This window comes from Roseibium album, assembly GCF_965233825.1.
Lineage (GTDB): Bacteria > Pseudomonadota > Alphaproteobacteria > Rhizobiales > Stappiaceae > Roseibium > Roseibium album.
This window is the reverse complement of sequence record NZ_OZ247583.1, coordinates 5,725,599-5,748,256: the sequence shown is the minus strand read 5'-3', so window position 1 is coordinate 5,748,256 and position 22,658 is coordinate 5,725,599. Positions and strand designations below refer to the sequence as shown.

General features: G+C 57.2%; 23 protein-coding genes and 1 tRNA gene. 17 read left to right on the top strand and 7 right to left on the bottom strand.

The annotated features are described in order from the left end of the window. The first annotated feature begins 103 nt into the window (after positions 1–103). The 4 genes from ACO6TI_RS26430 (at position 104) to ACO6TI_RS26415 (ending at position 3,871) form a co-directional block, all read left to right on the top strand. Entirely contained in the window at positions 104–1,318 is a 1,215-nt protein-coding gene (locus tag ACO6TI_RS26430; RefSeq protein ID WP_422383693.1) for a GTP-binding protein, read from the top strand. Then, positions 1,315–1,938: a DUF1826 domain-containing protein gene (locus tag ACO6TI_RS26425; protein ID WP_108873694.1), complete on the top strand. Its 624-nt coding sequence runs from the start codon at positions 1,315–1,317 to the stop codon at positions 1,936–1,938. Before ACO6TI_RS26430 ends, ACO6TI_RS26425 begins: the two co-directional genes overlap by 4 nt. Before the next feature lie 246 nt (positions 1,939–2,184). After that, positions 2,185–3,003 (top strand): VPLPA-CTERM sorting domain-containing protein, encoded by an 819-nt coding sequence (locus ACO6TI_RS26420; protein ID WP_422383692.1) that lies wholly within the window; start codon positions 2,185–2,187, stop codon positions 3,001–3,003. A 415-nt stretch (positions 3,004–3,418) separates the two neighbouring features. Continuing rightward, positions 3,419–3,871, top strand: coding sequence for a hypothetical protein (locus tag ACO6TI_RS26415; RefSeq protein WP_422383691.1), 453 nt, complete (start codon positions 3,419–3,421; stop codon positions 3,869–3,871). A gap of 57 nt (positions 3,872–3,928) precedes the next feature. Here the strand turns inward: ACO6TI_RS26415 and ACO6TI_RS26410 are convergent, their stop codons facing one another. Both ACO6TI_RS26410 and serA read right to left on the bottom strand, forming a co-directional pair. Next, positions 3,929–4,240 (bottom strand): DMT family transporter, encoded by a 312-nt coding sequence (locus ACO6TI_RS26410; protein ID WP_055117173.1) that lies wholly within the window; start codon positions 4,238–4,240, stop codon positions 3,929–3,931. Between the two features lie 163 nt (positions 4,241–4,403). Continuing rightward, positions 4,404–5,648 (bottom strand): phosphoglycerate dehydrogenase, encoded by a 1,245-nt coding sequence (gene serA / locus ACO6TI_RS26405; protein WP_055117171.1) that lies wholly within the window; start codon positions 5,646–5,648, stop codon positions 4,404–4,406. Positions 5,649–5,866: 218 nt separating this feature from the next. On the opposite strand from serA, the gene ACO6TI_RS26400 reads away from it, so the two are divergent. Further along, complete coding sequence (locus ACO6TI_RS26400) at positions 5,867–6,610, top strand: hypothetical protein (protein WP_422383690.1); 744 nt, start codon at positions 5,867–5,869, stop codon at positions 6,608–6,610. A 22-nt stretch (positions 6,611–6,632) separates the two neighbouring features. Here ACO6TI_RS26400 and ACO6TI_RS26395 read toward each other — a convergent pair whose 3' ends face one another. Continuing rightward, positions 6,633–6,968, bottom strand: coding sequence for an ArsR/SmtB family transcription factor (locus ACO6TI_RS26395; protein WP_104703685.1), 336 nt, complete (start codon positions 6,966–6,968; stop codon positions 6,633–6,635). A 58-nt stretch (positions 6,969–7,026) separates the two neighbouring features. Here ACO6TI_RS26395 and ACO6TI_RS26390 point away from each other — a divergent pair, with 58 nt between their 5' ends. After that, a complete protein-coding gene (locus ACO6TI_RS26390; protein ID WP_350184783.1) occupies positions 7,027–7,467 on the top strand; it encodes an SRPBCC domain-containing protein in 441 nt (146 codons plus the stop codon). A gap of 12 nt (positions 7,468–7,479) precedes the next feature. Further along, on the top strand, positions 7,480–7,962 hold the full coding sequence (locus ACO6TI_RS26385; RefSeq protein ID WP_422383689.1) for an SRPBCC family protein: 483 nt from the start codon (positions 7,480–7,482) through the stop codon (positions 7,960–7,962). 73 nt (positions 7,963–8,035) lie between these two features. Here ACO6TI_RS26385 and ACO6TI_RS26380 read toward each other — a convergent pair whose 3' ends face one another. From ACO6TI_RS26380 to ACO6TI_RS26370, 3 genes are all read right to left on the bottom strand, one after another. Next, positions 8,036–8,851: an arylamine N-acetyltransferase family protein gene (locus tag ACO6TI_RS26380; protein WP_281932119.1), complete on the bottom strand. Its 816-nt coding sequence runs from the start codon at positions 8,849–8,851 to the stop codon at positions 8,036–8,038. Between the two features lie 73 nt (positions 8,852–8,924). Next, positions 8,925–9,497, bottom strand: a complete 573-nt coding sequence (gene ilvN, locus ACO6TI_RS26375; RefSeq protein WP_055117159.1) for an acetolactate synthase small subunit — start codon at positions 9,495–9,497, stop codon at positions 8,925–8,927. Positions 9,498–9,524: 27 nt separating this feature from the next. Beyond that, entirely contained in the window at positions 9,525–11,300 is a 1,776-nt protein-coding gene (locus tag ACO6TI_RS26370) for an acetolactate synthase 3 large subunit (RefSeq protein WP_196917284.1), read from the bottom strand. A 611-nt stretch (positions 11,301–11,911) separates the two neighbouring features. Here ACO6TI_RS26370 and ACO6TI_RS26365 point away from each other — a divergent pair. Further along, a tRNA-Lys gene (locus tag ACO6TI_RS26365) sits at positions 11,912–11,987 on the top strand. A gap of 54 nt (positions 11,988–12,041) precedes the next feature. Next, complete coding sequence (locus tag ACO6TI_RS26360) at positions 12,042–12,194, top strand: hypothetical protein (RefSeq protein WP_422383688.1); 153 nt, start codon at positions 12,042–12,044, stop codon at positions 12,192–12,194. A 68-nt stretch (positions 12,195–12,262) separates the two neighbouring features. Here the strand turns inward: ACO6TI_RS26360 and ACO6TI_RS26355 are convergent, their stop codons facing one another. Continuing rightward, positions 12,263–12,919 carry a GntR family transcriptional regulator gene (locus ACO6TI_RS26355; RefSeq protein ID WP_029060841.1) on the bottom strand — a complete coding sequence of 219 codons (657 nt, stop codon included), beginning with the start codon at positions 12,917–12,919 and terminating at the stop codon, positions 12,263–12,265. A 201-nt stretch (positions 12,920–13,120) separates the two neighbouring features. Here ACO6TI_RS26355 and ACO6TI_RS26350 point away from each other — a divergent pair, with 201 nt between their 5' ends. From ACO6TI_RS26350 to ACO6TI_RS26315, 8 genes are all read left to right on the top strand, one after another. Next, complete coding sequence (locus tag ACO6TI_RS26350; RefSeq protein WP_422383687.1) at positions 13,121–14,227, top strand: Gfo/Idh/MocA family protein; 1,107 nt, start codon at positions 13,121–13,123, stop codon at positions 14,225–14,227. A gap of 76 nt (positions 14,228–14,303) precedes the next feature. Further along, entirely contained in the window at positions 14,304–15,314 is a 1,011-nt protein-coding gene (dctP, locus tag ACO6TI_RS26345) for a TRAP transporter substrate-binding protein DctP (protein WP_422383686.1), read from the top strand. A 30-nt stretch (positions 15,315–15,344) separates the two neighbouring features. Beyond that, complete coding sequence (locus ACO6TI_RS26340) at positions 15,345–15,905, top strand: TRAP transporter small permease (RefSeq protein ID WP_422383685.1); 561 nt, start codon at positions 15,345–15,347, stop codon at positions 15,903–15,905. Next, positions 15,902–17,197, top strand: coding sequence for a TRAP transporter large permease (locus ACO6TI_RS26335; RefSeq protein ID WP_422383684.1), 1,296 nt, complete (start codon positions 15,902–15,904; stop codon positions 17,195–17,197). The genes ACO6TI_RS26340 and ACO6TI_RS26335 overlap by 4 nt, the downstream gene beginning before the upstream one ends. 11 nt (positions 17,198–17,208) lie before the next feature. Then, positions 17,209–19,068, top strand: coding sequence for a bifunctional sugar phosphate isomerase/epimerase/4-hydroxyphenylpyruvate dioxygenase family protein (locus tag ACO6TI_RS26330; RefSeq protein ID WP_422383683.1), 1,860 nt, complete (start codon positions 17,209–17,211; stop codon positions 19,066–19,068). A 108-nt stretch (positions 19,069–19,176) separates the two neighbouring features. Next, complete coding sequence (locus tag ACO6TI_RS26325; protein ID WP_104703767.1) at positions 19,177–19,989, top strand: citryl-CoA lyase; 813 nt, start codon at positions 19,177–19,179, stop codon at positions 19,987–19,989. 350 nt (positions 19,990–20,339) lie between these two features. After that, a complete protein-coding gene (locus ACO6TI_RS26320) occupies positions 20,340–21,254 on the top strand; it encodes a sugar phosphate isomerase/epimerase family protein (RefSeq protein WP_104703694.1) in 915 nt (304 codons plus the stop codon). Further along, the gene (locus ACO6TI_RS26315; RefSeq protein WP_422383682.1) at positions 21,235–22,644 is read left to right on the top strand and encodes an aldehyde dehydrogenase family protein; all 1,410 of its coding nucleotides are present in this window, start codon (positions 21,235–21,237) and stop codon (positions 22,642–22,644) included. The genes ACO6TI_RS26320 and ACO6TI_RS26315 overlap by 20 nt, the downstream gene beginning before the upstream one ends. Positions 22,645–22,658: the final 14 nt, after the last annotated feature.

The window sequence follows — 22,658 nt, the reverse complement described above, 5'->3', positions numbered from 1 at the left end:
GCACTTGTGAATAGTCGGCAAAGCCGGACCGGACATCTTGTCACCATGTGGTGGATCAGATACGTTATGTAATAACATTACGTTTTACACTTCAGGAGCCAGCATGCCCGATACCCGTTTGCCAGTGACTGTTCTCTCCGGATTTCTCGGAGCAGGAAAGACAACCTTGCTCAATCGCGTCCTCAACAATCGTGAGGGCCTCAAGGTCGCCGTCATCGTCAATGACATGTCGGAAGTCAACATCGATGCAGATCTTGTACGAGCCGGGGGCGCGGAGCTCAGCAAGACTGATGAAACTCTCGTTGAAATGTCAAACGGCTGCATCTGCTGCACTTTGCGGGACGACCTTCTGACTGAAGTCAGACGCTTGTCCGAAGAAGGGAGGTTCGACTACCTGCTGATTGAATCGACAGGTATTTCCGAACCCCTGCCGGTGGCAGCAACCTTCGAGTTTCGCGAAGAGAACGGACTGAGTCTTTCGGATGTGTCACGGCTGGACACGATGGTGACCGTCGTCGACGCGGTCAACCTGCTGAATGATTTCTCAAGTCATGACTTTCTGAAAGACCGCGGCGAAACATTGGGAGAAGAAGATGTGCGTACGCTCGTGCACCTTCTGACCGACCAGATTGAATTTGCAGATGTGATCGTTCTGAACAAGGTCGGCGCAGCCTCGCCCGGCCAGGTTGATGCCGCGCGCAAGATCATCCGGAGCCTCAATGCGGATGCGAAGATCCTGCAGACCGACTACAGCGCCATAGAGCCGTCGGAGATCCTCAACACAGGGCTTTTCAACTTTGAAAGGGCTCACGAGCATCCCATGTGGGCAAAGGAACTCTACGGGTTTGCCGATCACGTCCCGGAAACGGAGGAATACGGTGTCACATCCTATGTCTACCGAGCACGCCGTCCCTTCACGCCACAGAAAATCCATGATGTTCTCAACGGTAACCTGCCCGGAGTGATCCGCGCCAAGGGTCATTTCTGGATCGGCAGCCGTCCCGAGTGGGTCATCGAGTTTTCCCTGGCCGGAGCGCTTTCCGGAATCGCGCCGATCGGCACCTGGTGGGCATCGGTCCCCATGAACCGCTGGCCGGATGACGAACAGGCCCGTGCCTATGCCAAATCCCACTGGGTCGACCCCTTCGGAGACCGGCGCCAGGAGATCGTCTTCATCGGGGCCGATATTGACTGGCCCACCCTGAAGCGCAGATTGGACGGCTGCCTGATTCCGGAAGCAGAAGGAAATGATCTGTCGGGTTTTGCGGATCTGCCGGATCCTTTTCCCGGGTTTCGTCGCGCGGAGCAGGCAGCATGAGTATTGCAGAAGCGCACATCGCGACTGCTTCCGATGCCCGCGACGTTTTGATGGGGCGGGAGCCGGACATCTTCGCCGATATCGAGTTGCCGGGGGTTGCAGCGGTGATCTGGAACCGGTCCTGCGACGTTGGTTTTCAACGCTGGATCGACGGTATGCCACCACAAAACCTGCCTGAATTGCGCACAGTCGTCCCGTTTCATCTGGCAGAGGCAGCTGCCATCGCCGCCTGCGAGCAGGTGGGCATTCCTTCAGGCCGCGAAAGAGACATGCTGACCGGTGACATCGGCGCGCTGGCTCTGTTAGTCGCAAAGACACTGAAAACGCGGCAGGTCGGGATCAGGCTCGATGTTTCAGACGAGGTCATGTGTCCGAAGTTCCATGTCGACAACGTTCCGGCTCGTCTGCTGTGCACATATCGCGGCACCGGAACGCAGTATGTTCCTGAAGGATGGGAAGCTGATCCAGAGCGGATAGGGCAGGTGGCGCGCGGCGCAGTCGCGTTGTTCCGCGGCGGTGCCTGGCCAGGGGCCGAGCGCACCGGCTTGCTTCACCGGTCGCCTGCCCCTGACATCGGAGCAGGACCGCGGCTGCTTCTGGTGATCGACCCAATCGGGTGAGAGAAATCGGGCAGTTGGCCCGGGACTGAAAACTGGATTTGGCGTCGGCTGGATGCTTTCCGGTTGCCTCAAGAACGGACAAGTGGTCCCGTTTCAGTTAGCGATTGGCTGAAGACTTCATCAGGCGGCAAGCTTGTGCTTGTTGCGAACTGGTCAGACGCCGGTCTCCGGATTTTCTGCCATTCGCCACCGGGGCATCGATGAGCCGGTGTTTGGCCGATACTTCCTAACAAAATATGTTAAAATTTGATTAAATTGTTTATTTCCGGTAGTATTTATCTCTATTCAATTTGTTTGGAGAATGTCGATCGATCGAAATTGACAAAATCAATTAGTATTCGCTCAGAAAAGGACAGCAAGATGATTAAATCATTCGCGGCAGCACTTTTTCTTGCCGTATTCGCGCCTGTCGCTGCTTTTGGCGCGACGGTGATCAGCGATACCGAATTTGTCGACATCAATTGGTCTGCCACCGAAATTGGAGACACAACACCTAATAACAGCTTCGTCTTCTCAGGTGCACAGGTTTTGAACGGAGGCAATCCTGGCGCCTTTCGCACGATTGTGAGTCAAGTCAACACGTTGGCAGCTTCGAGTGTCCAGGCCGCACATATCTACGAAGCCGCAACGTACGATCCGTCTGGAATGGGGGCGATAGGATCTCTGACTTTCAGCCTGGATCTGAAAGCATTCAGCGGTCCTGCAGGTGCGATGGGAGCCGGGGCTGTCGTTCGCCAGGGCGGGAATTTATTCGCTTTTGGGCTGGGTCAGGTTCTCAATGGATCGGGTTGGGTTGGATTGACAACCGGGCCTCTGAGTTCCGCGCAATTCACCGCGATCAGCGGTGGTACGCTTGATTTCTCGGGGACTGGTGGCGTCATGTCATTCGGCTTTTTGACCAGTAACGGCACCTTCGGCACGCCTTCGACCAACACTGCGGGATTTGATAATTTCCGCGTTGAGATCGCGCAGGTTGGGGCTGTGCCACTGCCTGCCGGAATGTTCCTTCTATTGACTGCGCTGGTCGGCTTCGGCGTCGCGTCGCGGTGGAGCCGTCGCTTCTGATTTTGATCTGGCCCTGCTTGTTTCGGCGCAATTAGTTTGCGACAACGAGTATCTGGCGAAGACCGTGAGATTTACGCAATAACTGGTGGTGCGGCTTTTCACCCGACACTGGGTTCCTGTGGTGTGGGAACAAACACCCCAAGTGGCTTTCTGCGCTGTCTTTCACAGCAGACCCACGGTTGCCTTGCGAGCACGAAGTTTGAAGACTGATGGATCTTCGCCAGAAAAAGGCCAACAACGTCTCTGAAACCCAAATTTCATGAATTCGCAGAAAGCCGATTGTTGGGCTCAAACCGTCGATTGATGAACTCGCCATCGACGCTGGCTCCTTCTCGGAAGTACACTATCGGTCCAAGGTAACCTTGCCGCCAATTGCCATCGCAGCGCGGCAGATCAAAATCCAGAGCGCAAAGTTTTGGAATCTGATAGACTGGTCGACATGTTGCGCGCCTTTGCCATACTATTGTTGAGCACGGCGCCTGCGCTGGCCTGGGAGGTCAGACAGGGCCGGATTTGCGAGTTGGTCCACGATGGTGAGGACGCTTCGGTGCGTGTTACCTACGACCCCGCGCTCCCCGAATACGCCATCGCGATCACGCCGAAGCGGCCCTGGCAGCAGGGCTCGATCTTTGCGATGCGTTTTGACGGGCCGCGCGGCAACACAATCTCGACCGACCGGCACGCACTCTCGGGCGGCGGGGCAACCCTGACCGTCACGGATCGCGGCTTCGGCAATGTTCTGAACGGGCTCGAATTCAACCACACCGCCACGGCACTTCTTGGCGAGCGGACAGTTGTCGTTCCACTCGACGGTGCTGCTCCGGCCGTCCGCGAATTTCGCGCCTGTGCCTCTGGCCTGAACGTCTGAACAAGAAACGGTTTTTCAGCCTTTGATACCGAGCCCGCCGGGACCATGCCTGGTTTCTCAGGCGAGTTTCATCGTGAAAATTCCGGCCACAATGAGAAGGGCGGCAATGATGCGCTGAACACTCACCGCTTCACCCAGGAACCAGACCCCGACCACGAAAGCGCCGACGGCACCTATTCCGGTCCAGATCATGTAGCTGGTTCCCAGCGGAAGCGTTCGCATGGAAAGCGACAGGAGGCCAAATGAAGCCACCATCGCTCCCAGCATGATGAGCGTCGGCACCAGTCGCGTGAAACCTTGCGATTCCTTCATCGCGAAAGCCCAGGCTATTTCAAGAATTCCGGCCAGGAACAGGAAGATCCACGCCATTTCGGTTCTCCATCACGGGTCGTCCCGTTCAAGTGAATGACAATGGAGGTCGTCCCCCGGTCACCTAGGTGGGGAGGCGTCCGGTTGATACAAATGAATTATTTGAAACTTTTGCCAAGAAGGCCCGGTTCCACCGGGCCACCCGGAACGGAAACATCTTTCTTCAGACCCGGTTGAGCAGTCTTGCCCGGATGGTGTTCGGCAGGGCCCGGATTTCTTCGAGGATACCAACCGGTTCCTCGACGGGGCTGTCCACATCCAGAACCACATAGCCGATGTCCTGATGCGACTGCATGAACTGGGCATGGATGTTGAGATCATGACGGGTGAAGAGGTCGTTGAGCGTCCGCATGGCGCCCGGAGCGTTGTGATGAACCTGGATGAAGCGGGTTGCATCCGTTCCCTTCGGTAGCTGTACCTGAGGAAATTCAATGGCGCCGATCGTTGAGCCGACGTCGGAATATTCCACCAGTCGTTTGGAGACTTCCTCACCGATCCGGGCCTGTGCCTCCTCGGTCGATCCGCCGACATGCGGCGTCAGAATGACGTTGTCGAGGCCGCGCAGGGGAGAAGTGAATTCATCCTTGTTGGACTTCGGTTCGACCGGAAATACGTCAATGGCAGCCCCTGCGAGGTGGCCTGACCTGAGCGCATCGGCGAGGGCCTCTATATCAATCACTTTGCCGCGGGCATTGTTGATGAGGAACGCGCCTTTTTTCATCCTGGCTATCTGCTCGGCCCGGAACATGTTTCTGGTCGCGGTTGTGTCGGGCACATGCAAGGAGACAACGTCAGACTCTGACAGCAGCATGTCCAGGCTGTCCGTCGGCAGTACATTGCCGTGCTGCAGCTTATCGACCATGTCGAAATAGATCACGCGCATGCCCATGGCTTCGGCCAGATTCGAAAGCTGCGTGCCGATATTGCCGTAGCCGACGATCCCGAGCGTCTTGCCACGGATCTCGTGGGACCCGGCAGCGCTTTTCAGCCAGCGGCCTTCATGGGCCGCGGAGGATTTGGTGAATACCCCGCGCATCAGCATGACGATTTCGGCAATCGTCAGTTCGGCAACCGAACGGGTGTTGGAAAATGGTGCGTTGAAGACCGGGATGCCGCGGTTCAAGGTGCCGTTCAGATCCACCTGGTTGGTTCCGACCGAAAAACAGCCGACAGCGACAAGGCTCTTGGCCGCATCCAGCACTTCTTCGGTAACCTGTGTGCGCGACCGGATGCCGAGGATCTGAACGTCCTGCAGTTTTTCAATCAGGGCGTCCTTTTCAAGAGCGCCGGGCAGGACCTCCACGTTCGAGTAGCCCGCCCTTTCAAGGATATTTTGCGCGGTCGGGGAGATACCCTCAAGCAGGAGCCATCGGATTTGATTTTTCGGCCGGGACAGACCGTGGATCATGGGCTTGGAGCCTTTTCCTTGAATGAAATGAGTCTTCCGCGCCGGAAACAGCGCGGAACGTCGGTGTCGTATACGCGCTGATCCGTGTCGCGTCTAGGCCGCCAATCCAGGGGTGAGGTCATCGTCCGAATTTGCGTTTCAAATACAGGTTGAATGATTTTCGGTGCCAAAGTACACAAGCTGCGCTTTGTCCGCCGCAACACAGGTATCCCGTGACCATGCTGAACTACGGAAGCGCCGCTTTCGACTACGAACCCTATCCGATCTGCTACATCACGGATGTGCTCGACGAGGACACCTACGGGCGGCTTGTCGAAACGTATCCGGATCGCGAGCTGTTCGAGTACAAACCGGAACTTGGGCACAAGTTTTCGCTTTCCGAAGTCAACAACCGGCAAAATTACGAGAATTTCCTCGCCGGCAGCCCGGTGTGGAAAGCCTTTTACGATCATGTGAAATCTGCCGATTTCGTCGAAAAGGTTCTTGAGATGCTTGCCGCAAACAAGATTGATCTCGGTTTGCGGAGAATTCGGGTTCTTTCTGAAAAAACCGGCCACAAGGCCAGTCTTCTGAGCCGTATTCGCCGTCAGACGGAACTGAGTGCCAGGTTCGAATTCTCCATGATGCCCGCGGACGGCGGCCGGATATTGCCGCACACGGACGCGCCCAACAAGCTCATCACGCTGGTTGTCTCCATGATGAGGCCCGATGAATGGGACATGGCCTGGGGTGGCGGTACATCCGTCTGCCTGCCGACGGACAGAACCCTGGTCTTCAATCACCTCAACAAGTCACTGGCTTTTGAAGACGTGGACACGGTGAAAACATTTCCGTTCGAGCCGAACCAGTGCGTGCTTTTCGTCAAGACCTATAACTCGTGGCATCACGTTGCCCCGATGACCGGGCCAGGCGATGCACCGTTGCGAAAGACATTGACGATCAATATCGAGAGTTGCGTCTAAGCAGCAGGCCTGGACCGGAACCTTACCGGTCTTCCCGTGCCTCGAGGTCGGATTTGAGACTGGCCAACATGGTGACCGCGTTTTCGGCAAATTCACCGATCCAGCGGTCATGAATATCCTTGATAGGAAGCGCATTGAGGTGGTTCCAGCGTTCGCGGCCCTTCCGCTGGACGATGATCAGGTCGGCCGCTTCAAGGACACGCATATGCTGCATGACCGTACAGCGGTCCAGTTCCGGAAACGCCTCGCACAGCGTTCCCGTCGTTTTCGGTGCGTTTTTCAGCAAATCCAGAATTTTCCGGCGACGCCTGTCTGCCAACGCCTTGAAAATTTTGTCCGAATCATCATCGCTTGACATGTTATAATTTTATAACATTAAATGATTGCGAGCAAGTGGTCAAAGGTGAAACCAAGCCATGAGAGACGACGCGATAACGCTGGAACGAAGCTGCGCCGTGCCGGCTGACCGGGTTTGGGAAACGCTGATCAGGCCTGTGCTCTGGTGGGGGGACGATGTCGTGTTGGAGCCATTTGAGGGCGGCCGTTTTCATGAACCCTGGCGTGACAGGGTGGGGCAGCATCACACGCGTGGAAGGGTGGCAAAAATCAACCCTCCACGGCTGTTGCAATTGAGCTGGAAGGACGACGGCTGGTCATTCGAGACAGACGTTGCCGTCCGGTTGCTGGAAAACGGAAACGGCTGCCGGATCGTTCTCACACATCGGGGCTGGAACGGCGCACCGGAAAGTGACCGGGCGCGGTTGGTAGCGGCACATCTGGGCGGCTGGAAACATCACCTCGGCAGTCTGGCAAGCTGCGCTGAAACACGCCATCTGAATGAAACGGGTTCCGGTTAGTTGGAGGAAGAAATGACATTGTCATTCAAGATCGCCGGCAGAATTGACAGGCCGGTCTCGGAGGTGTTCGAGGCCGTCGTCAACCCGGACACCCTGTCAAACTATTTCACGACTGGCGGATCGGATGGGCGGCTTGAGCCCGGTGTGCCGGTGAACTGGGCCTTTGCAGAATTTCCTGGAAGCTTTCCGGTCAAGATCGACCGGGTCGAAAAAGACAGTCTCATCGTCCTGAGATGGGCTGCGCAGGAGAGCGGTGAGGTCAGTTCCACGGGCGAGGCCCCGGAGCCGGTCGGCTACGACACCACGGTTACCATGACGTTCGAGCCACTGGACGGTGACCGGACGCTTGTGACCATCAGCGAGGAAGGCTGGCGCGATAATGCCGGAGGACTGGAGGCGTCATATGGCAATTGCGAAGGCTGGACGCAGATGTTGTGCTGCCTGAAAGCATTTGTCGAACACGGGATCAATCTACGCCAGGGGTTTTACAAATAGACAGGTTTGGCGATTGACGTGTTCAGTGGGTTTTCCGTCAAAATTGCGAATTCGCCCATACAAGCGCTCAGCTTTAAGAGTTTGAAAGTTGCATGGAAGCGAGGCGACTGGCGATTGCCTCGATGTCCGCATCGTCATAGCCGAGCCCAAGGTCTTCCTTCATGAAGGCCGCCAGATCCTCATAAGTACTGATCTGCCATTCGCGTTTTTTGCCGCTTCCGATGTGACGTGCCCGGCCGTCCAGAAAACTCAGGAAGCCGTCCTCTCTCAGCCGATAGAATTTCATGCTCGAAGAAAACGACTGTTTTGGCGATGCCGCGCAAAGGAAGTTGGAAGCCTCGATATCATCACGACGGACTTCGACCCGGTCGAAACCGTAGAGCGGAAACCAGCCGTCTTCGGTGCTCCGCTCCAGAACATGCTCGCCGGATACATCTTCAAAACGGACTCGGTAGACCTGATCACGAACAGGCTGCCCGGTTTCGGCAATCTTCACCGGTTCGGCGGGTGCCTGTCCGCCAAATCCGGTGTCGACCAGCCATTCGTCTCCGTCCAGCGTCACGACGAAGGCCAGGTGGGTTCTCGCACCGCCCTTTGCTTCGCCCATGCGCACACGGGCAAGGACCTGCCGAGCGTCGAAACGCAGCGCAACAAGGGCCTCACCCAGGAGCGAGTTCAGCTCGAAACAATATCCACCGCACCGGTTGAGAACCAGCTTCCGCCAGAGGCTTTCAGGATCAAGATCCGGCACGCGTCCCAGAAAGGGCAGAACATTTTCAAACGGAATTGCACCGATCTGCGCGGTCTGCAGTTGCCTCAAGCCGGCCAGATCCGGAGTGCATGTTTCAAGGCCGATCCGGCGAAGATAAACGTCAAGATCAAAAGGCATGGGACACTCCGGACAAAACAAAGAACCCGCCGCATGTAGGCGGCGGGTCCTGATTGTTAAAGGTCTGCAGGGTCTAAAGCCCCTCAGGACCGCGCTGGACCGCAGCAACGCCGGTTCTGGAAACTTCCACCAGCCCGAGCGGTTTCATGATGGCGATGAACTGTTCGATCTTGGAGGTGCGGCCGGTGATCTCAAAGACGAAATGATCTGTGGTCGCATCGATGACGGTCGCGCGGAAAGCATCGCCGAGGCGGAGAGCTTCCAGGCGCTTGTCGCCATCACCGGCCACCTTGATGAGCGCGAGTTCCCGTTCCAGCGGCTTGTCCTGGTTGGCGCGGCGTGCGCGGACAGTGAGGTCCGTTACCCTGTGGACGGGGACGAGGCGGTCGAGCTGATGGCGGATCTGCTCGATGATCATCGGCGTACCCGTGGTCACGATCGTGATGCGGGACAGATGTTTCTCGTGTTCGGTTTCCGACACGGTCAGGCTGTCGATATTGTAGCCGCGTCCGGAAAACAGACCGATCACACGGGCAAGGACGCCCGGTTCGTTGTCGACAAGAAGCGACAGGGTATGGGTTTCGATTTCGTTGCTGACTTCGGCCAGGAAATAGGCTGAAGGCGCATCCACATTCTGAGCGTTCATATTCAAATAGTCCTTTTTGCCCGGCCCTCAGACGAGGGATTTGCCTTCTGCGCTGATTGCCTTGGCAACCGCTTCGTCGTTGGCCTCATCCGGCAACAGCATTTCATTGTGAGCCTTGCCCGACGGGATCATCGGGAAACAGTTGGCAAGGTTGGCCACCCGGCAATCGAACAGCACCGGCTTGTCGACGGCGATCATTTCCTCGATCGCGCCATCGAGGTCGCCGGGCTTGTCGACACGCAGGCCGACGCCGCCGTATGCATCTGCCAGTTTGACGAAATCGGGCAGGCTGTCGGTGTAGGAATGGGAGAGACGGTTGCCGTGGAGCAGCTGCTGCCACTGGCGGACCATGCCCATATACTGGTTGTTGAGGATGAACACCTTGACCGGCAGGCCGAACTGAACGGCTGTCGACATTTCCTGGATGTTCATCAGGATGGATGCGTCTCCGGCAATGTCGATGCACAGCGCATCGCGGTGAGCAGCCTGGGCACCGATGGCTGCCGGCAGGCCGTAGCCCATTGTGCCAAGGCCACCGGATGTCAGCCAGCGGTTCGGCTCCTCAAAGCCGTAGAACTGCGCAGCCCACATCTGGTGCTGACCGACTTCGGTGGAAATGTAGGTCTTGCGATGCTTGGTCAGTTCATAGAGCCGCTGGATTGCGTATTGCGGCATGATGATGTCCTGGTTCGGCTTGTAAGCCAGCGAATTGCGCGCGCGCCAGGCGTCGATCTGCGCTTGCCAGCTTTTCGTCGCTGCTTCCCCTGATTTCAGCGAGGAGGAGCGCCAGATGCGCACCAGGTCTTCCAGGACGTGACCGACATCGCCGATGATCGGCAGGTCGACATTGATCGTCTTGTTGATCGACGACGGGTCGATATCGATGTGGATCTTGCGGGAGTTCGGTGAGAACGCGTCCGTGCGACCGGTGATGCGGTCATCGAAACGCGCGCCGATACAGACCATCAGATCACAGTCATGCATGGCCATGTTGGCTTCATAGGTGCCGTGCATGCCCAGCATGCCGAGCCAGTTTTCGCCCGAAGCCGGATAGGCGCCGAGGCCCATCAGCGTCGAAGTGATCGGAAAACCGGTCAGCTGGACCAGTTCGCGCAACAGCTGGCAGGCCTGCGGGCCGGAATTGATGACGCCGCCACCGGTATAGAGTACCGGTCTCTTCGCAGCTGCCATCATTTCGGCGGCCTTGCGGATGGACGCCGCATCGCCCTTGACCTGCGGACGATAGCTCTTGTGCGCCGCAGCAGGGTTCGGTGTCGGGCCCTGATAGGTGCCGGTGGCGAACTGGACGTCTTTCGGAATGTCGACAACGACAGGGCCCGGGCGCCCGGAGGTCGCGACATAGAAGGCCTCATGCAGGACACGCGGCAGGTCGTCAACGTCCCGCACCAGCCAGTTGTGCTTGGTGCAGGGCCGGGTGATGCCGACAGTGTCGCATTCCTGGAAGGCGTCGTTGCCGATGAGATGGGTGGGCACCTGGCCGGAGATGCAGACAAGGGGAATGGAGTCGAGCATTGCATCCGTCAGCGCCGTCACCATGTTGGTCGCGCCCGGGCCGGACGTAACGAGGGCAATGCCCGGCTTGCCGGTGGAGCGGGCATAGCCTTCGGCCGCATGGCCGGCGCCCTGTTCGTGGCGCACCAGGATATGCTCAAGTCCTTCCTGCTGAATGATCTCATCATAGATGGGAAGCACTGCACCGCCCGGGTAGCCGAAGATCGTATCAACTCCCTGGTCTTTCAGCGCCTGTATGACCATTTCGGCGCCGGTCATTTCCCGTGTCATTCTTCTTGTCCTTGCTTTACGCGGCCCGATTTGCGGGCCGTGGCTCGTCTGTGTCTGTTTTCGTCTTGCTGCCCTGCGGCAACGAAGACCCGGGGGAGGGAGGTGCTGTCAGGAGGCGGGTACAAAAAAAGGCCCCTTGGGGAGCCTTGGTCGCGCGCCATCCTGTCCGAACGGGGTTATCCCGCCGCGGAGGCGCGCTTTCCTACCACTACTAGAATGAGCGACATCGGCATGTCGTCCCGGTCCTTCGATACTGCAGGTCGTCAAAGACCTTCGCCGGATATGACTGAAAAGGCAATTCTTTTTCGAGACCGCCCCGTCAATCCGGTCATATCCGCCCGGTCTTGACGCGCTGCACACTAGTGAGGCGGTCCTGACCGGTCAACCCCAAATTTCGATTGTTGCGCGAAAGATGCGCAATGTTTTTGAAAATTTCCTTCAGCGACTGAAAGAACCCTGTTTCTTCCGAGGCGCCGTGTTTCTGCCGGAACATGCAAATTCCGCATGGCCGGAATGACGGAAAAATGTCACAATGGCTGTTGCAAGCCGCCGGAGTGCATTATATACGACGCTCATTCCGGCACGCCGACTTGTTGCGGCGCGGTCTTGATGGGTGTGTAGCTCAGTTGGCAGAGCAGCTGACTCTTAATCAGCGGGTCTGGGGTTCGAGCCCCCACTCACCCACCAAACTATCCTCTTGAAATGATTGAGTTAGCTGACGCTATGCGCAATTTGTGCGTCATGAGCAAGGCGGGAACATTCGGGTGTTTCCGTCGGTTGCCCGACGTCGAACGCATTGTTCTGTTGTTGTTTTGTGCCGATGTCACGCTTGGCTCAGGTGTTCGTGGCGTCGTCGATCAGGGAAAGCCTGTGACCGGTTTGCCGGAATGGTGATCCGCAGATGTAACCAACGACTGTTCCGGACAGGTGCCAATTGACAGTTTATGACAGGTGGAATGCTGTCAGGTCATGGCTGCAAGCGTGTGGGCGACACCGCTGCTGATGTGGCGCTCCAGCATTGTCGTGGCTGCCTTCGTGTCGCGGGCGAGCGCTGCCTCGAACATGACGCGGTGTTCCTCGACAGCCTCTTCGCCGCGATATGTGAGCACAAGCATCTGGTAGCGCAAATACTTGTCATACATGATCGCATGCAGGGACAGCAGGTTCCGGTTGTTGCACGCCTCGATCATGGCGAGATGGAATTCCCAGTCATACCGCTTCCAGGCTTCCTTTTCGCTCTCATCCCCGCTGAGCATCTTCTGCTCCATCAGGTGCAGCTTGTGATGCGCGGCGACCAGATTGCCTTCCCAGTCCGTGTCGCCGTTTTCGATCGAGAGGGTCAGGGCGTGACATTCCAGGAGAACACGAAGATTACCGATTTCGATGAGGTCTTCGCTGGAAACGGGTGTCACACGAAATCCGCGCTGTTCAGGTGCCTCGACAAAGCCTTCGCTCGCCAGCCGGCTGAGCGTTTCCCGCAAGGTCGAGGGGCTGGTTGCGTATCGCTGTTTCAGAGAATCGAGCTTGAGTTTCGCCCCCGGCCTGAGTTCACCGAAAATGATGTCCCGCTTGATTTTCTGGTAGGTGCTGGACCCAATGGTGGTTGGTGTTTTCTGCATCGTTTTAACCGGTAAAATCGGAATTATCCTGTATTTATCACAAGGAAAACAACCGCACAAATCGCAATAATATAAGTCAAAAATAAAAATATCAGATATTATTGCAATTGAATGATGCTTTCCCTAACATCGCGGCCAGCCCGAACTGCCATCTGAAACAGGGCGGTGCGGACATCTTCGATTTTTCAAGGGAGCATATCGGTGAATTCTTCTCTCCGGCTTGCCATTTCCGGCCTGGGGCTGGTTGGCAAGCGTCACGCGGACGCAATAGCCCAGGTCCAGGGTGTCGAGCTTGCCGCCGCGGTCGATCCGCAGGAAAGCGGCCGGATGGCAGCCCGCGAGCGGGGTGTCGACTGCTTTGAAACCATTGATGCGCTTCTGGATTCGATCGAGGTTGAGGGTGTTGTACTCGCTACCCCGACCCCGCTGCATGTTGACCAGGCGAGTGCCTGTGTTGAACGCGGTTGTCCGGTGCTCGTCGAAAAACCGATCGGGACCTCGTCGAGGGAAGCCCATGCGCTGGTTGCACTGGCCTTGCAGAAGGGGACACCGCTGCTCGTCGGACATCACAGACGTTACAATCCCCTGATCCAACGCGCCAAAGATGCGATCGAAGACGGGCTGATCGGTGACATAAGGGCGGTGCACGGTACCTGCTGGTTCTACAAACCCGATCAATATTTTGACGAAGCGCCGTGGCGGAAAAGATCCGGTGCCGGTCCGATTTCCGTCAATCTGGTTCATGACATCGACCTCCTTCGATACCTGTGCGGCGAGATCGTCGCCGTGCAGGCCATTTCCGCGGCTTCCGCCAGGGGTTTCGAAAATGAAGACGTCGCCAGCGCATTGCTGGAATTCGGCAATGGTGCCGTCGGGTCGTTCACGGTTTCCGACAGTATCGTCGGCCCCTGGAGCTGGGAATTCACAGCGCGGGAAAATCCGAAATACGCGCCCACGGCCGAGCACTGTTACAAGATTGGCGGGTCTGAAGGGTCCTTGTCGCTGCCTGACTTGCGAATTTGGTCGCACAACGACCGGCAGCGCGACTGGTGGACACCGATTTCCGCGACCTCCCTTGTGCGCGACGCATCCGATCCCCTGGTCAATCAGATCCGGCATTTCTGCGACGTCATAGCCGGCAGCGCCGCGCCGATTGTTTCCGGAGCCGAGGGGGTCAGGACGCTGCAGGTTATCGAGGCCATTCAGGTTTCGGCACAAACGCGCCGGCGTATCGAGATCCCGCCCTTCGAAGCCACCATTGCGCGAACGCTTGGCAACGATATTCCACAAAATATCAGATATTTTTAAAAAAATCTTGCATAAATCAAATAATCAGGCATCCTCCGCAATCGAGGAATGCAGACATAATCTCAGGGAGGAAGAGATGATCGTGAATTTCACTCGCCGTACGGCACTCAAGGCTTTCGTTGCGGCCGGTGTTCTTGCCGGTGCAACTGCGGGCGCCTGGGCGGCCGACAAGGTCCAGCTGCGGCTTGCAACATCCGGATCAGAAACAGACCAGCGTTCTGTCGCCATGCGCGACGTCTTCGGACCCATGGTCGCAGAATTCGCCGACTATTCTCCGAGTTACAACGGGACGATCTTCGCACAGGGAACCGAGCTCGACGCGATCAGCCGGGGGAACCTGGAAATGTCGATCGCCTCGGCCCAGGAACTCGCGCAGTTCTTTCCCGAGTTTTCGATTTTTACCGCCGGATATGTGCATCAGGATGCCGATCATCAGGTCGCCGTCTTCAATGCCCCGCTCATGGATGCCTTCAAGAAAAAGGCTGAAGAGGAACTCGGTGTGAAGCTCCTGTCCGTCATGTATCTCGGCCGCAGGCAGGTCAACCTGCGCCAGAGCAAGGACGAACTGGAAGTCAAGACGCCAGCGGATCTTGCCGGTGTGAACCTGCGGATGCCGGGAACGGATGCCTGGCAGTTCCTGGGCAAGGCCCTTGGAGCCTCGCCGACACCCATGGCTTTTGCCGAGGTCTACACAGCCCTGTCGTCCGGCGCGGTCGACGGACAGGACAATCCGCTGCCGACGGTCGTGGATGCGAAATTCTACGAGGTGACCAACCAGATCATCCTGACGTCGCACCTGGTTGATCTCAATTACATCGCAATGAATGCGGAAGTGTTCAACGCATTGACCCCCGAACAGCAGGTGACCGTGCAAGCGGCTGCTGATGCAGCTGCAGACGCAGGACGCAAGACCCAGCTTCAAAAGGAGCAGGAACTCGTCGCCTTCCTGGAAGAGCAGGGCATGGAAATCTACGAGCCGGATCTGGAGGCGTTCCGCAACCAGGTCCAGTCCATGTACCTGGAAAGCGAGTTTGCCGCCACGTGGCCGGAAGGCGTGCTGGAGCAGATCAACGCACTGGGCAAATAAACGAAAGACCGGCGCCGTGGGGGAACTATCATGAACAGCATTTCAAAATGGTTCATCCGCGGCGCAGAGGGCGCCGCCGCCACCATGCTGGCGGCGATGTTCTTCACTTTTCTTCTGCAGATCTTTTCCCGTTACGTCCTGGTCACACCGTTTGGCTGGACGCTGGAATTCTGCCTGATCCTCTGGGTCTGGATCGTCTTTTTCGGCAATGCGTTTCTTGTTCGTGAAAAAGACCATGTGACCTTCGACATCTTCTATCTCGTGGCCCCCCGGGGCGTGCAGAAGGTGCTTGCCCTGATTTCCGCAGCGGCGATCGTCGCGGGCATGGTCTGGTCGTTTCTGCCGACCTGGGACTACATCGACTGGATGAAAATCCGGAAGACGGCGACGGTCGAAAACCCGTTCACCGACAAGAAGATACCCTTGCGCACGGTGTTCTCGATCTACGCGGTTTTCATGATTGCCGTCATTGTCCGATACGCATGGCGCTTCATTGACATCCAGCAACACGGCCCCCCTGGCGGTGAACATGAAATCCCCGGTCACGAGCATGAAGCTCCGTCCATCCAGCAGGGAGATGAAGCGGTATGAGCATGGAACTCGCTCTCTGTCTGCTGACCCTGTTCGGTCTTGCGGCCATCGGAACCCCAATCGGCTATTCCATCATTCTGGGCTCGCTGGTCTATCTCGGCGCTGCGGGACTGGACATTGCGCTTGCGGGAGAAAAGATACTCCAGGGGCTCTACAACAGTTTCGTGCTGCTGGCCGTGCCGTTGTTCATCGCGGCAGCGAACATCATGAATGCGGGAACAATCTCCGAACGGCTTCTGAACTTTTGCGTTGCCGCAGTTGGCCGGTTCAAGGGCGGTCTCGGACATGTCAATGTTGTCGCATCCCTGATTTTTTCCGGAATGTCCGGTTCTGCCGTTGCCGACGCGGCAGGTATCGGCAAGATCATCATCGGCATGATGACGAAAGATGGCCGCTATTCGCAGGGTTACGCCGCCGCCATCACCGCCGCGTCCGCCACGATTGGCCCGATCATTCCGCCGTCGATCCCCATGGTGCTCTACGCGCTGGTGTCCAATGCCTCCATTGGCGCGCTGTTCCTGGCAGGTATTCTGCCCGGACTGGTCATGGGTGGCGTACTGATGGCGATGAACTACTACCTTGCGAAAAAGCGCGGCTTCGCCATCGAGGAGCCGGTCCCGTTGCGCGAGTTGCCGAGATACACCGCCAATGCGTTCCCCGCGCTGCTGATGCCCGTGATCCTGCTCGTCGGAATATACGGCGGTGTCACGACGCCGACAGAGGCGGCTGCCGTTGCCGCATTTTACGCGCTGCTGCTGGCCGGCCTGTTTTACAGGGCTCTTTCCTGGCACGGTCTTTACAGGATCTTTGTTGAAAGCGCGCGCTCGTCGGCGGCCGTCGGTATTGTCATCGGTGGCGCCCTGATCCTGAATTTTGTGGTCATCTCCGAAAACATCCCCGCAATGATGTCTCAGTTCCTGCAGGGAGTTGATGTGCATCCACTGGTGTTCCTGATCGGTGTCAACATACTCGTTCTGCTGCTGGGATGTATTTTGGACGCGACAACGATCATCCTGGTGATCGTGCCGCTGTTCATCCCGACATGCAGGGATCTCGGCATTGATCTTGTGCATTTCGGTGTTCTTGTCGTGGTCAATTCCATGATCGGCCTGATCACGCCGCCCTATGGAATATTGCTGTTCGTGATCAACGCGGTGACGGGAATTCCGCTGCGCGAGATCATTTCAGAAGTCTGGGCGTTCCTGGGAGTTCTGATCGGCGCTCTGGTCCTGATGATCCTGTTTCCCGAAATCGTTCTGTTTCTTCCGAGGCTTCTTGGATACGGCGGCTGATGACACTTTGCATGGCGACAACATCGGTCCCGGGAGACTTGCCGGACAAACTTCGGGCGATTGCTTCTGCCGGTTTCAAGAGCGCGGAATTGCACGAACCCGATTTCACCGGGTTTTACGGCTCTGCGTCCGACATTCGCGCGATGGCACAGGAACTGGGACTTGGGATCGGGCTGCTACAACCGTTCTGGAATCTGGAAGGGCAGGAAAACCAGGCTGCTGAATTCGATCGTCTGGAGGCGAAATTCGATCTTATGGGAGCTCTGGGCACGGACCTTCTGCTGGTTGGATCCGCCAGGGTCATGAAGGATGGTGTCGAATTTTCAAGGATTGCGGATGACCTGGCCCGGGCAGCGGAGTTGGCTGCAAATCGTGACATTCGGCTTGCCTATCTGGCCTTGCCCTGGGCACAGCGGATCACGCACGACGGCGATGCGCGCAAAATCGTCGATGCAGTCGGGCAGTCGAATTTCGGTCTCGCGCTCAACAGTTACTTCTCCCTGGCGGGGGGGCGGCGGCCTGCGGATTTACGTGACCTCGACGGCGGAAAGATTTTTCACGTCCAGCTGAGCGACGCGCCACGCCTGGATACCGACATCAGGATGTTGAAGCGGCAATTCGGCATGTTGCCGGGTCTTGGACGGCTGAATTTGAATGGTTTTGTCAAGGTGCTCGCACGCGCTGGATATCAGGGAGCCTGGTCTATCGCACGTGTCGGAGAACAGGGGCAGGCAACGAGCGCCGAACAGCTCACCCGTGACGGATACAGAGCGCTTGTGTCCTTGCTGGATGAAGCCTTCGGGTCGGAGCCCGGTATTTCCTTGCCGGCTCCCGGTCTGCCGGCAAAAAGCCGGGTTCGCGGCATCGAGTTTGTCGAATTCGCAGTCGATGAAACCACTCACAAGCAACTGGTGGCTGTTCTGGAATCGATGTGTTTCAGAATGGAGCGGCGGCATATCGCCAAGTCGGTCGAGCTGCTTCGTCAGGGGGCAATCAATATTGTCGTCAATTCCGACGAAAGCGGTTATGCGCGTTCTGCATTTGCCAATCACGGCCCCTGTGTTTGCGACATGGGGATTCGGGTGGACGATTCAAAACTGGCGGTTGAACGTGCGACGGCGCTGGGAACGGAGCTCTATTCTCAACCGGTGGGGACAGGCGAACTGGACATTCCTGCCATTCGTGGCGTTGGCGGGTCGGTCGTTCACTTCATCGATGAAAGGTCCAACCTGCATCGCGTGTGGGACATCGAGTTCGAACCGGTCCAAAAAACAGCAGCCATCCCCCCGGCCGGACTCAGACGCATCGACCACGTTGCCCAGACGATGGCGGATGATGAAATGAGGAGTTGGCTTCTCTATTATGCGACGACGTTCGACATGCGGAAATCGGAGATCGTCAGCGTGGCGGATCCGTCGGGCATCATACATTCTCAGCCCGTTGAATCTCCGGAGGGAGAGTTGAGGCTGAATCTCAATGGTGCTGCCGGGCAGAAAACATTTGCAGCAACCTTCCTCGCGGATCGTATTGGAGCCGGCGTCCAGCACATCGCATTTCTGACGGACGACATATTCGAGACTTCCGCGACGCTTGACGGTCAGGATTTCGCAAGGCTCGAAGTGTCCGAGAATTACTATGAGGACCTGCGTGTCCGATATGCACTGGATCCGGAGCTGGTTGATAGAATGCGAGCCGGGAATATCCTCTATGAACGACTGGGAGACGCCGAGTATTTCCAGATTTACAGTCGGCCAATCTTCAACGGTTTCTTTTTCGAGATTGTCGAGAGACGGGCGGGTTACCAGGGATACGGAGCAACCAATGCGTCGATGCGGTTGGCGGCGCAACTGAAGTGTCAGCGCAAGGCATAAGTGCGCTTTGATGAAGACAGCATTGCAGCGGCGTATTTGTTGATTGAAGATGATTGTCATGTTGATCTGCAGGGCAGACGAAAACCGGAAATGAGAAGGAAGCGAAGCATGAGCACGGATGCGGATGCAATCCGGCACTGGTGGCGCACGTCCATCATAGAGATGGAGCCGGGCAAGATTGCCTTTCGCGGGACACCGATCGAGGAACTCATCGGGAACGTCAGCTTTCCGCAAATGATCTGGTTGATGGTGCGTGGCGGAACGCCAAGCGAGGCGGAGGCGCGCCTGTTCGAGGCGGCTCTCGTTGCTGGAGTCGATCATGGGCCCCAGGCGCCTTCGATCGCGGCCGCCCGGATGGCGTCGACATGTGGAGTGGGCCTGAACAACGCAATTGCAACCGGCGTCAACATGTTGGGCGACGTTCATGGCGGTGCCGGCGAGCAATGCGCCGAACTTTATTATGACATTTCCAGGCGCCTTGATGAGGGAACAGTGCTTATCAATGCCGTCCAGGAAGGCCTCGACAACTGGCGGTCCGAATACGGAAAGATCGTCTCAGGCTTCGGGCATCGTTTTCACAAGCCGACAGATCCACGCGCACCTCGGTTGATGGCCTTGGTCCGGGCGGCGGCCAGCGAGGGAACCGTATCGGGACTTTACGCCGATATCGGAGAAGCCGTACAGGCAGAACTCGGACGTGCGCGCGGCACTCCGATCGCCATGAACATTGACGGAGCCACTGCCGTCATCTTCTGCGAACTCGGGTTTCCCTCTCCACTGTCACGGGGGCTGTTCTGTCTGTCGCGATCCGTCGGCATTCTTGCCCATTCCTGGGAACAGATGAACCAGGGTGGCCGCAACAAGGGGCCGATGCCACCCCGTTTCCTTCCTGAATATGATCCTGAGGATCATTCTGAGTGAGCCTGTTCAGGGCTTTCGACTCGATCTGGCCACACGTAGTCAAATTGATGATAATTCACTGAAAAATATAATGAAATTTACCTGATCGCGTCACCGATTTTGCCGGTCGGGATCTCCATGAGAGTGCGGCCGGTGCCACTTGATGCAGGTGAGGGAATGCTTGCCTGCCCGACGTTGCTGCCGGAAACTCGTTTGGCTCCACATCCGAGTTAATCAGACATTGTGGTCACTGGATCCGGTCAAAATCGGGAAAACTTGGCGGGCGAATAAAAATATTTGATAAATATAAAAATATCAGATATTTTTAAAAATGCAGGATAAATCTGCGAGCCGCGCTACGGAGCCAATTCATGACCGCGAAAGTCCTGGCGATACAGGAAACACCGCTTTATTCGCTCGCCCACCTGACGCTGATCAGCGCCACGGTTCCCGAGCTGATCTATATCGCGGCGCGGGCAGGATATGACGCCGTTTCACCGCGTTTGATCCCGATGCATGTTGACGGTGAATTCACACAGTCACCGGTCAACCGGGCACAGGTACAAGCCGCCAAGACGGCACTTTCAACAACAGGTCTGAAAGTCCTTGATATTGAGTTGGCGCGGATCACAGAAGATTGTGATCCGCGCAGCTTCGAGCGTGCCCTTGAACTTGGAGGGGAACTCGGTGCGAAACGCATGATCATGAGTGCCTGGACGCCGACCCGTGACGACAGGAATTTCCTGGTCGACGTTTATGGCGAAACCTGCGATCTGGCCGAACCGTACGGATTGACGGTGGATCTGGAATTTCCGTCCTTCTCCCGTTTGAGGACGCTCGATGAGGCGCTTGATATCGTCAGGGCCGCCGACAGGCCGAATGGCGGTATTCTGGTGGACACGCTTTATCTCCACCTGAGCCGCGTCGACATAGGTGAACTGCTCCACGTTCCGTCCGACCTTCTGCACTTCCTTCACATTTCCGATTGCCTGCCGGGTATCGCCGATACCAGGGAAGGAATGATCCAGCTTGCGCGCGATGCGCGGCTCTATCCGGGCGAAGGCTGGATCGATTTTGCCGGCATCATCGAACGAATGCCACCCGTCGACTATTCCATAGAACTTCCAAACACGGCGCGCATCGCGGAACTCGGCTACGAGGAACACGCCCGCCGCTGTCTTCAACACGCCAAACAGAAATTCGGGGCCGTGCGGTCGCAACGCCGGGCTGCCGACCTCGTTCACCTGCAATTCAAAGAGGAAAGTTATGGGCAAAGAGCTCACTGAAGAAGACCGGGGCCTGGCCGCGGGCATGCTGGCACGCGCACGCGCGGCAATGGCCGAGATCGAACACTGGAGCCAGGAAGACCTGGACAGGCTGGCACAGGCGATCGGCTGGTATGCCGGCAATGAAAAAACCTTCACACAACTCGCGCAGCAGGGTGTTGACGAAAGCGGCATTGGCGATCGTGCTGGACGGCCTGGAAAACGTTTCAAGATCTATGGGGTCCTGCGGGATGCCCTGCGTCAGAAATCGACTGGCATCGTGGAGGTGGACGAAGCTCGTGGCCTGGTCAAGTACGCAAAGCCCGCTGGCGTAATCGCGTCGCTGATCCCGATGACCAATCCGGCGTTGACGCCGCCGGTCACGGGTATTTATGCCGCCAAGGCACGCAACGCCGTGATCTTCTCACCGCACCCGCGAAGCAGGCAGACAACCGCCCGGATGACGGACGTTCTGCGTTCCGCCTGTAAAGCTGTCGGCGCGCCGCAGGACCTGTTCCAGTGCATCACGCATCCGTCCATTCCGCTGACCCAACATTTGATGGAGATCTGTGACCTGACGCTCGCAACCGGTGGCAAGCCAATGGTCAAGGCGGCCTATTCCAGTGGCAAACCTGCATTCGGTGTGGGGGCGGGGAACTCTTCCATCGTGATTGACGAGACCGCCGATCTCGATATCGCGGCCCGCAACACAAGAATGTCCAAGACGAGCGATTTCGGATCTGGATGCTCGGCGGACGGCAACATCATCATTCAGGCTTCCGTCTACGAAAAGATGGTCAAGGCGCTCGAAGCCGAAGGCGGCTACCTGTGCAGCGATGAAGAAAAGGCGCTGCTTGAGAAGGCAATGTGGGATGAAAAGGGAAATAGAACATTTCCCACCATTGCCTGCCGCCCGCAGCAGACCGCGGAAGTCGCCGGTTTCTCCATACCCGACGACCGGACGTTTCTGATGGTCGAGAACCAGGGCCAGATCGGTCCGCAACACAGGTTCTGCAAGGAAAAGCTCACGACGCTGATGGCGCTTTATCATTTCAGGACCTTCGACGATGCACTCGAAACGGTTAGCCGGATCTACGAGGTCGGGGGCAAGGGGCATTCCTGTGGCATTTACAGCCATGACGATGACCACATCGACCGGCTTGCGCGGCTTGCGCCGGTCAGCCGGATGATGGTGCGTCAGCCGCAGTCCAAAGCCAATGCCGGCAGTTTCACCAACGGCATGCCGATGACAAGTTCGTTGGGGTGCGGCATCTGGGGAGGCAATATCACCAACGAAAACGTCTCCTTGAAGCACATGATGAACTACACGTGGGTCAGTCGGCCGATCCCGGAAGACCGACCTTCGGACGAAGAGCTCTTCGGTGAATTTTACGGTCGGGAGGTTGCGTGATGGATGCCCTCAGC

Bases quoted from the DNA above. Each gene is read 5' to 3' on its own strand.
- ACO6TI_RS26370 (WP_196917284.1), bottom strand. From the start codon at position 11,300: ATGACACGGGAAATGACCGGCGCCGAAATGGTCATACAGGCGCTGAAA.
- ACO6TI_RS26390 (WP_350184783.1), top strand. From the start codon at position 7,027: ATGAGAGACGACGCGATAACGCTGGAACGAAGCTGCGCCGTGCCGGCT.
- ACO6TI_RS26335 (WP_422383684.1), top strand. From the start codon at position 15,902: ATGAGCATGGAACTCGCTCTCTGTCTGCTGACCCTGTTCGGTCTTGCG.
- ACO6TI_RS26340 (WP_422383685.1), top strand. From the start codon at position 15,345: ATGAACAGCATTTCAAAATGGTTCATCCGCGGCGCAGAGGGCGCCGCC.
- ACO6TI_RS26330 (WP_422383683.1), top strand. From the start codon at position 17,209: ATGGCGACAACATCGGTCCCGGGAGACTTGCCGGACAAACTTCGGGCG.
- ACO6TI_RS26315 (WP_422383682.1), top strand. From the start codon at position 21,235: ATGGGCAAAGAGCTCACTGAAGAAGACCGGGGCCTGGCCGCGGGCATG.
- ACO6TI_RS26385 (WP_422383689.1), top strand. From the start codon at position 7,480: ATGACATTGTCATTCAAGATCGCCGGCAGAATTGACAGGCCGGTCTCG.
- ACO6TI_RS26430 (WP_422383693.1), top strand. From the start codon at position 104: ATGCCCGATACCCGTTTGCCAGTGACTGTTCTCTCCGGATTTCTCGGA.
- ACO6TI_RS26425 (WP_108873694.1), top strand. From the start codon at position 1,315: ATGAGTATTGCAGAAGCGCACATCGCGACTGCTTCCGATGCCCGCGAC.
- ACO6TI_RS26380 (WP_281932119.1), bottom strand. From the start codon at position 8,851: ATGCCTTTTGATCTTGACGTTTATCTTCGCCGGATCGGCCTTGAAACA.
- dctP (WP_422383686.1), top strand. From the start codon at position 14,304: ATGATCGTGAATTTCACTCGCCGTACGGCACTCAAGGCTTTCGTTGCG.
- ACO6TI_RS26410 (WP_055117173.1), bottom strand. From the start codon at position 4,240: ATGGCGTGGATCTTCCTGTTCCTGGCCGGAATTCTTGAAATAGCCTGG.
- ACO6TI_RS26360 (WP_422383688.1), top strand. From the start codon at position 12,042: ATGAGCAAGGCGGGAACATTCGGGTGTTTCCGTCGGTTGCCCGACGTC.
- ACO6TI_RS26355 (WP_029060841.1), bottom strand. From the start codon at position 12,919: ATGCAGAAAACACCAACCACCATTGGGTCCAGCACCTACCAGAAAATC.
- ilvN (WP_055117159.1), bottom strand. From the start codon at position 9,497: ATGAACGCTCAGAATGTGGATGCGCCTTCAGCCTATTTCCTGGCCGAA.
- ACO6TI_RS26395 (WP_104703685.1), bottom strand. From the start codon at position 6,968: ATGTCAAGCGATGATGATTCGGACAAAATTTTCAAGGCGTTGGCAGAC.
- ACO6TI_RS26400 (WP_422383690.1), top strand. From the start codon at position 5,867: ATGCTGAACTACGGAAGCGCCGCTTTCGACTACGAACCCTATCCGATC.
- ACO6TI_RS26320 (WP_104703694.1), top strand. From the start codon at position 20,340: ATGACCGCGAAAGTCCTGGCGATACAGGAAACACCGCTTTATTCGCTC.
- ACO6TI_RS26325 (WP_104703767.1), top strand. From the start codon at position 19,177: ATGAGCACGGATGCGGATGCAATCCGGCACTGGTGGCGCACGTCCATC.
- serA (WP_055117171.1), bottom strand. From the start codon at position 5,648: ATGATCCACGGTCTGTCCCGGCCGAAAAATCAAATCCGATGGCTCCTG.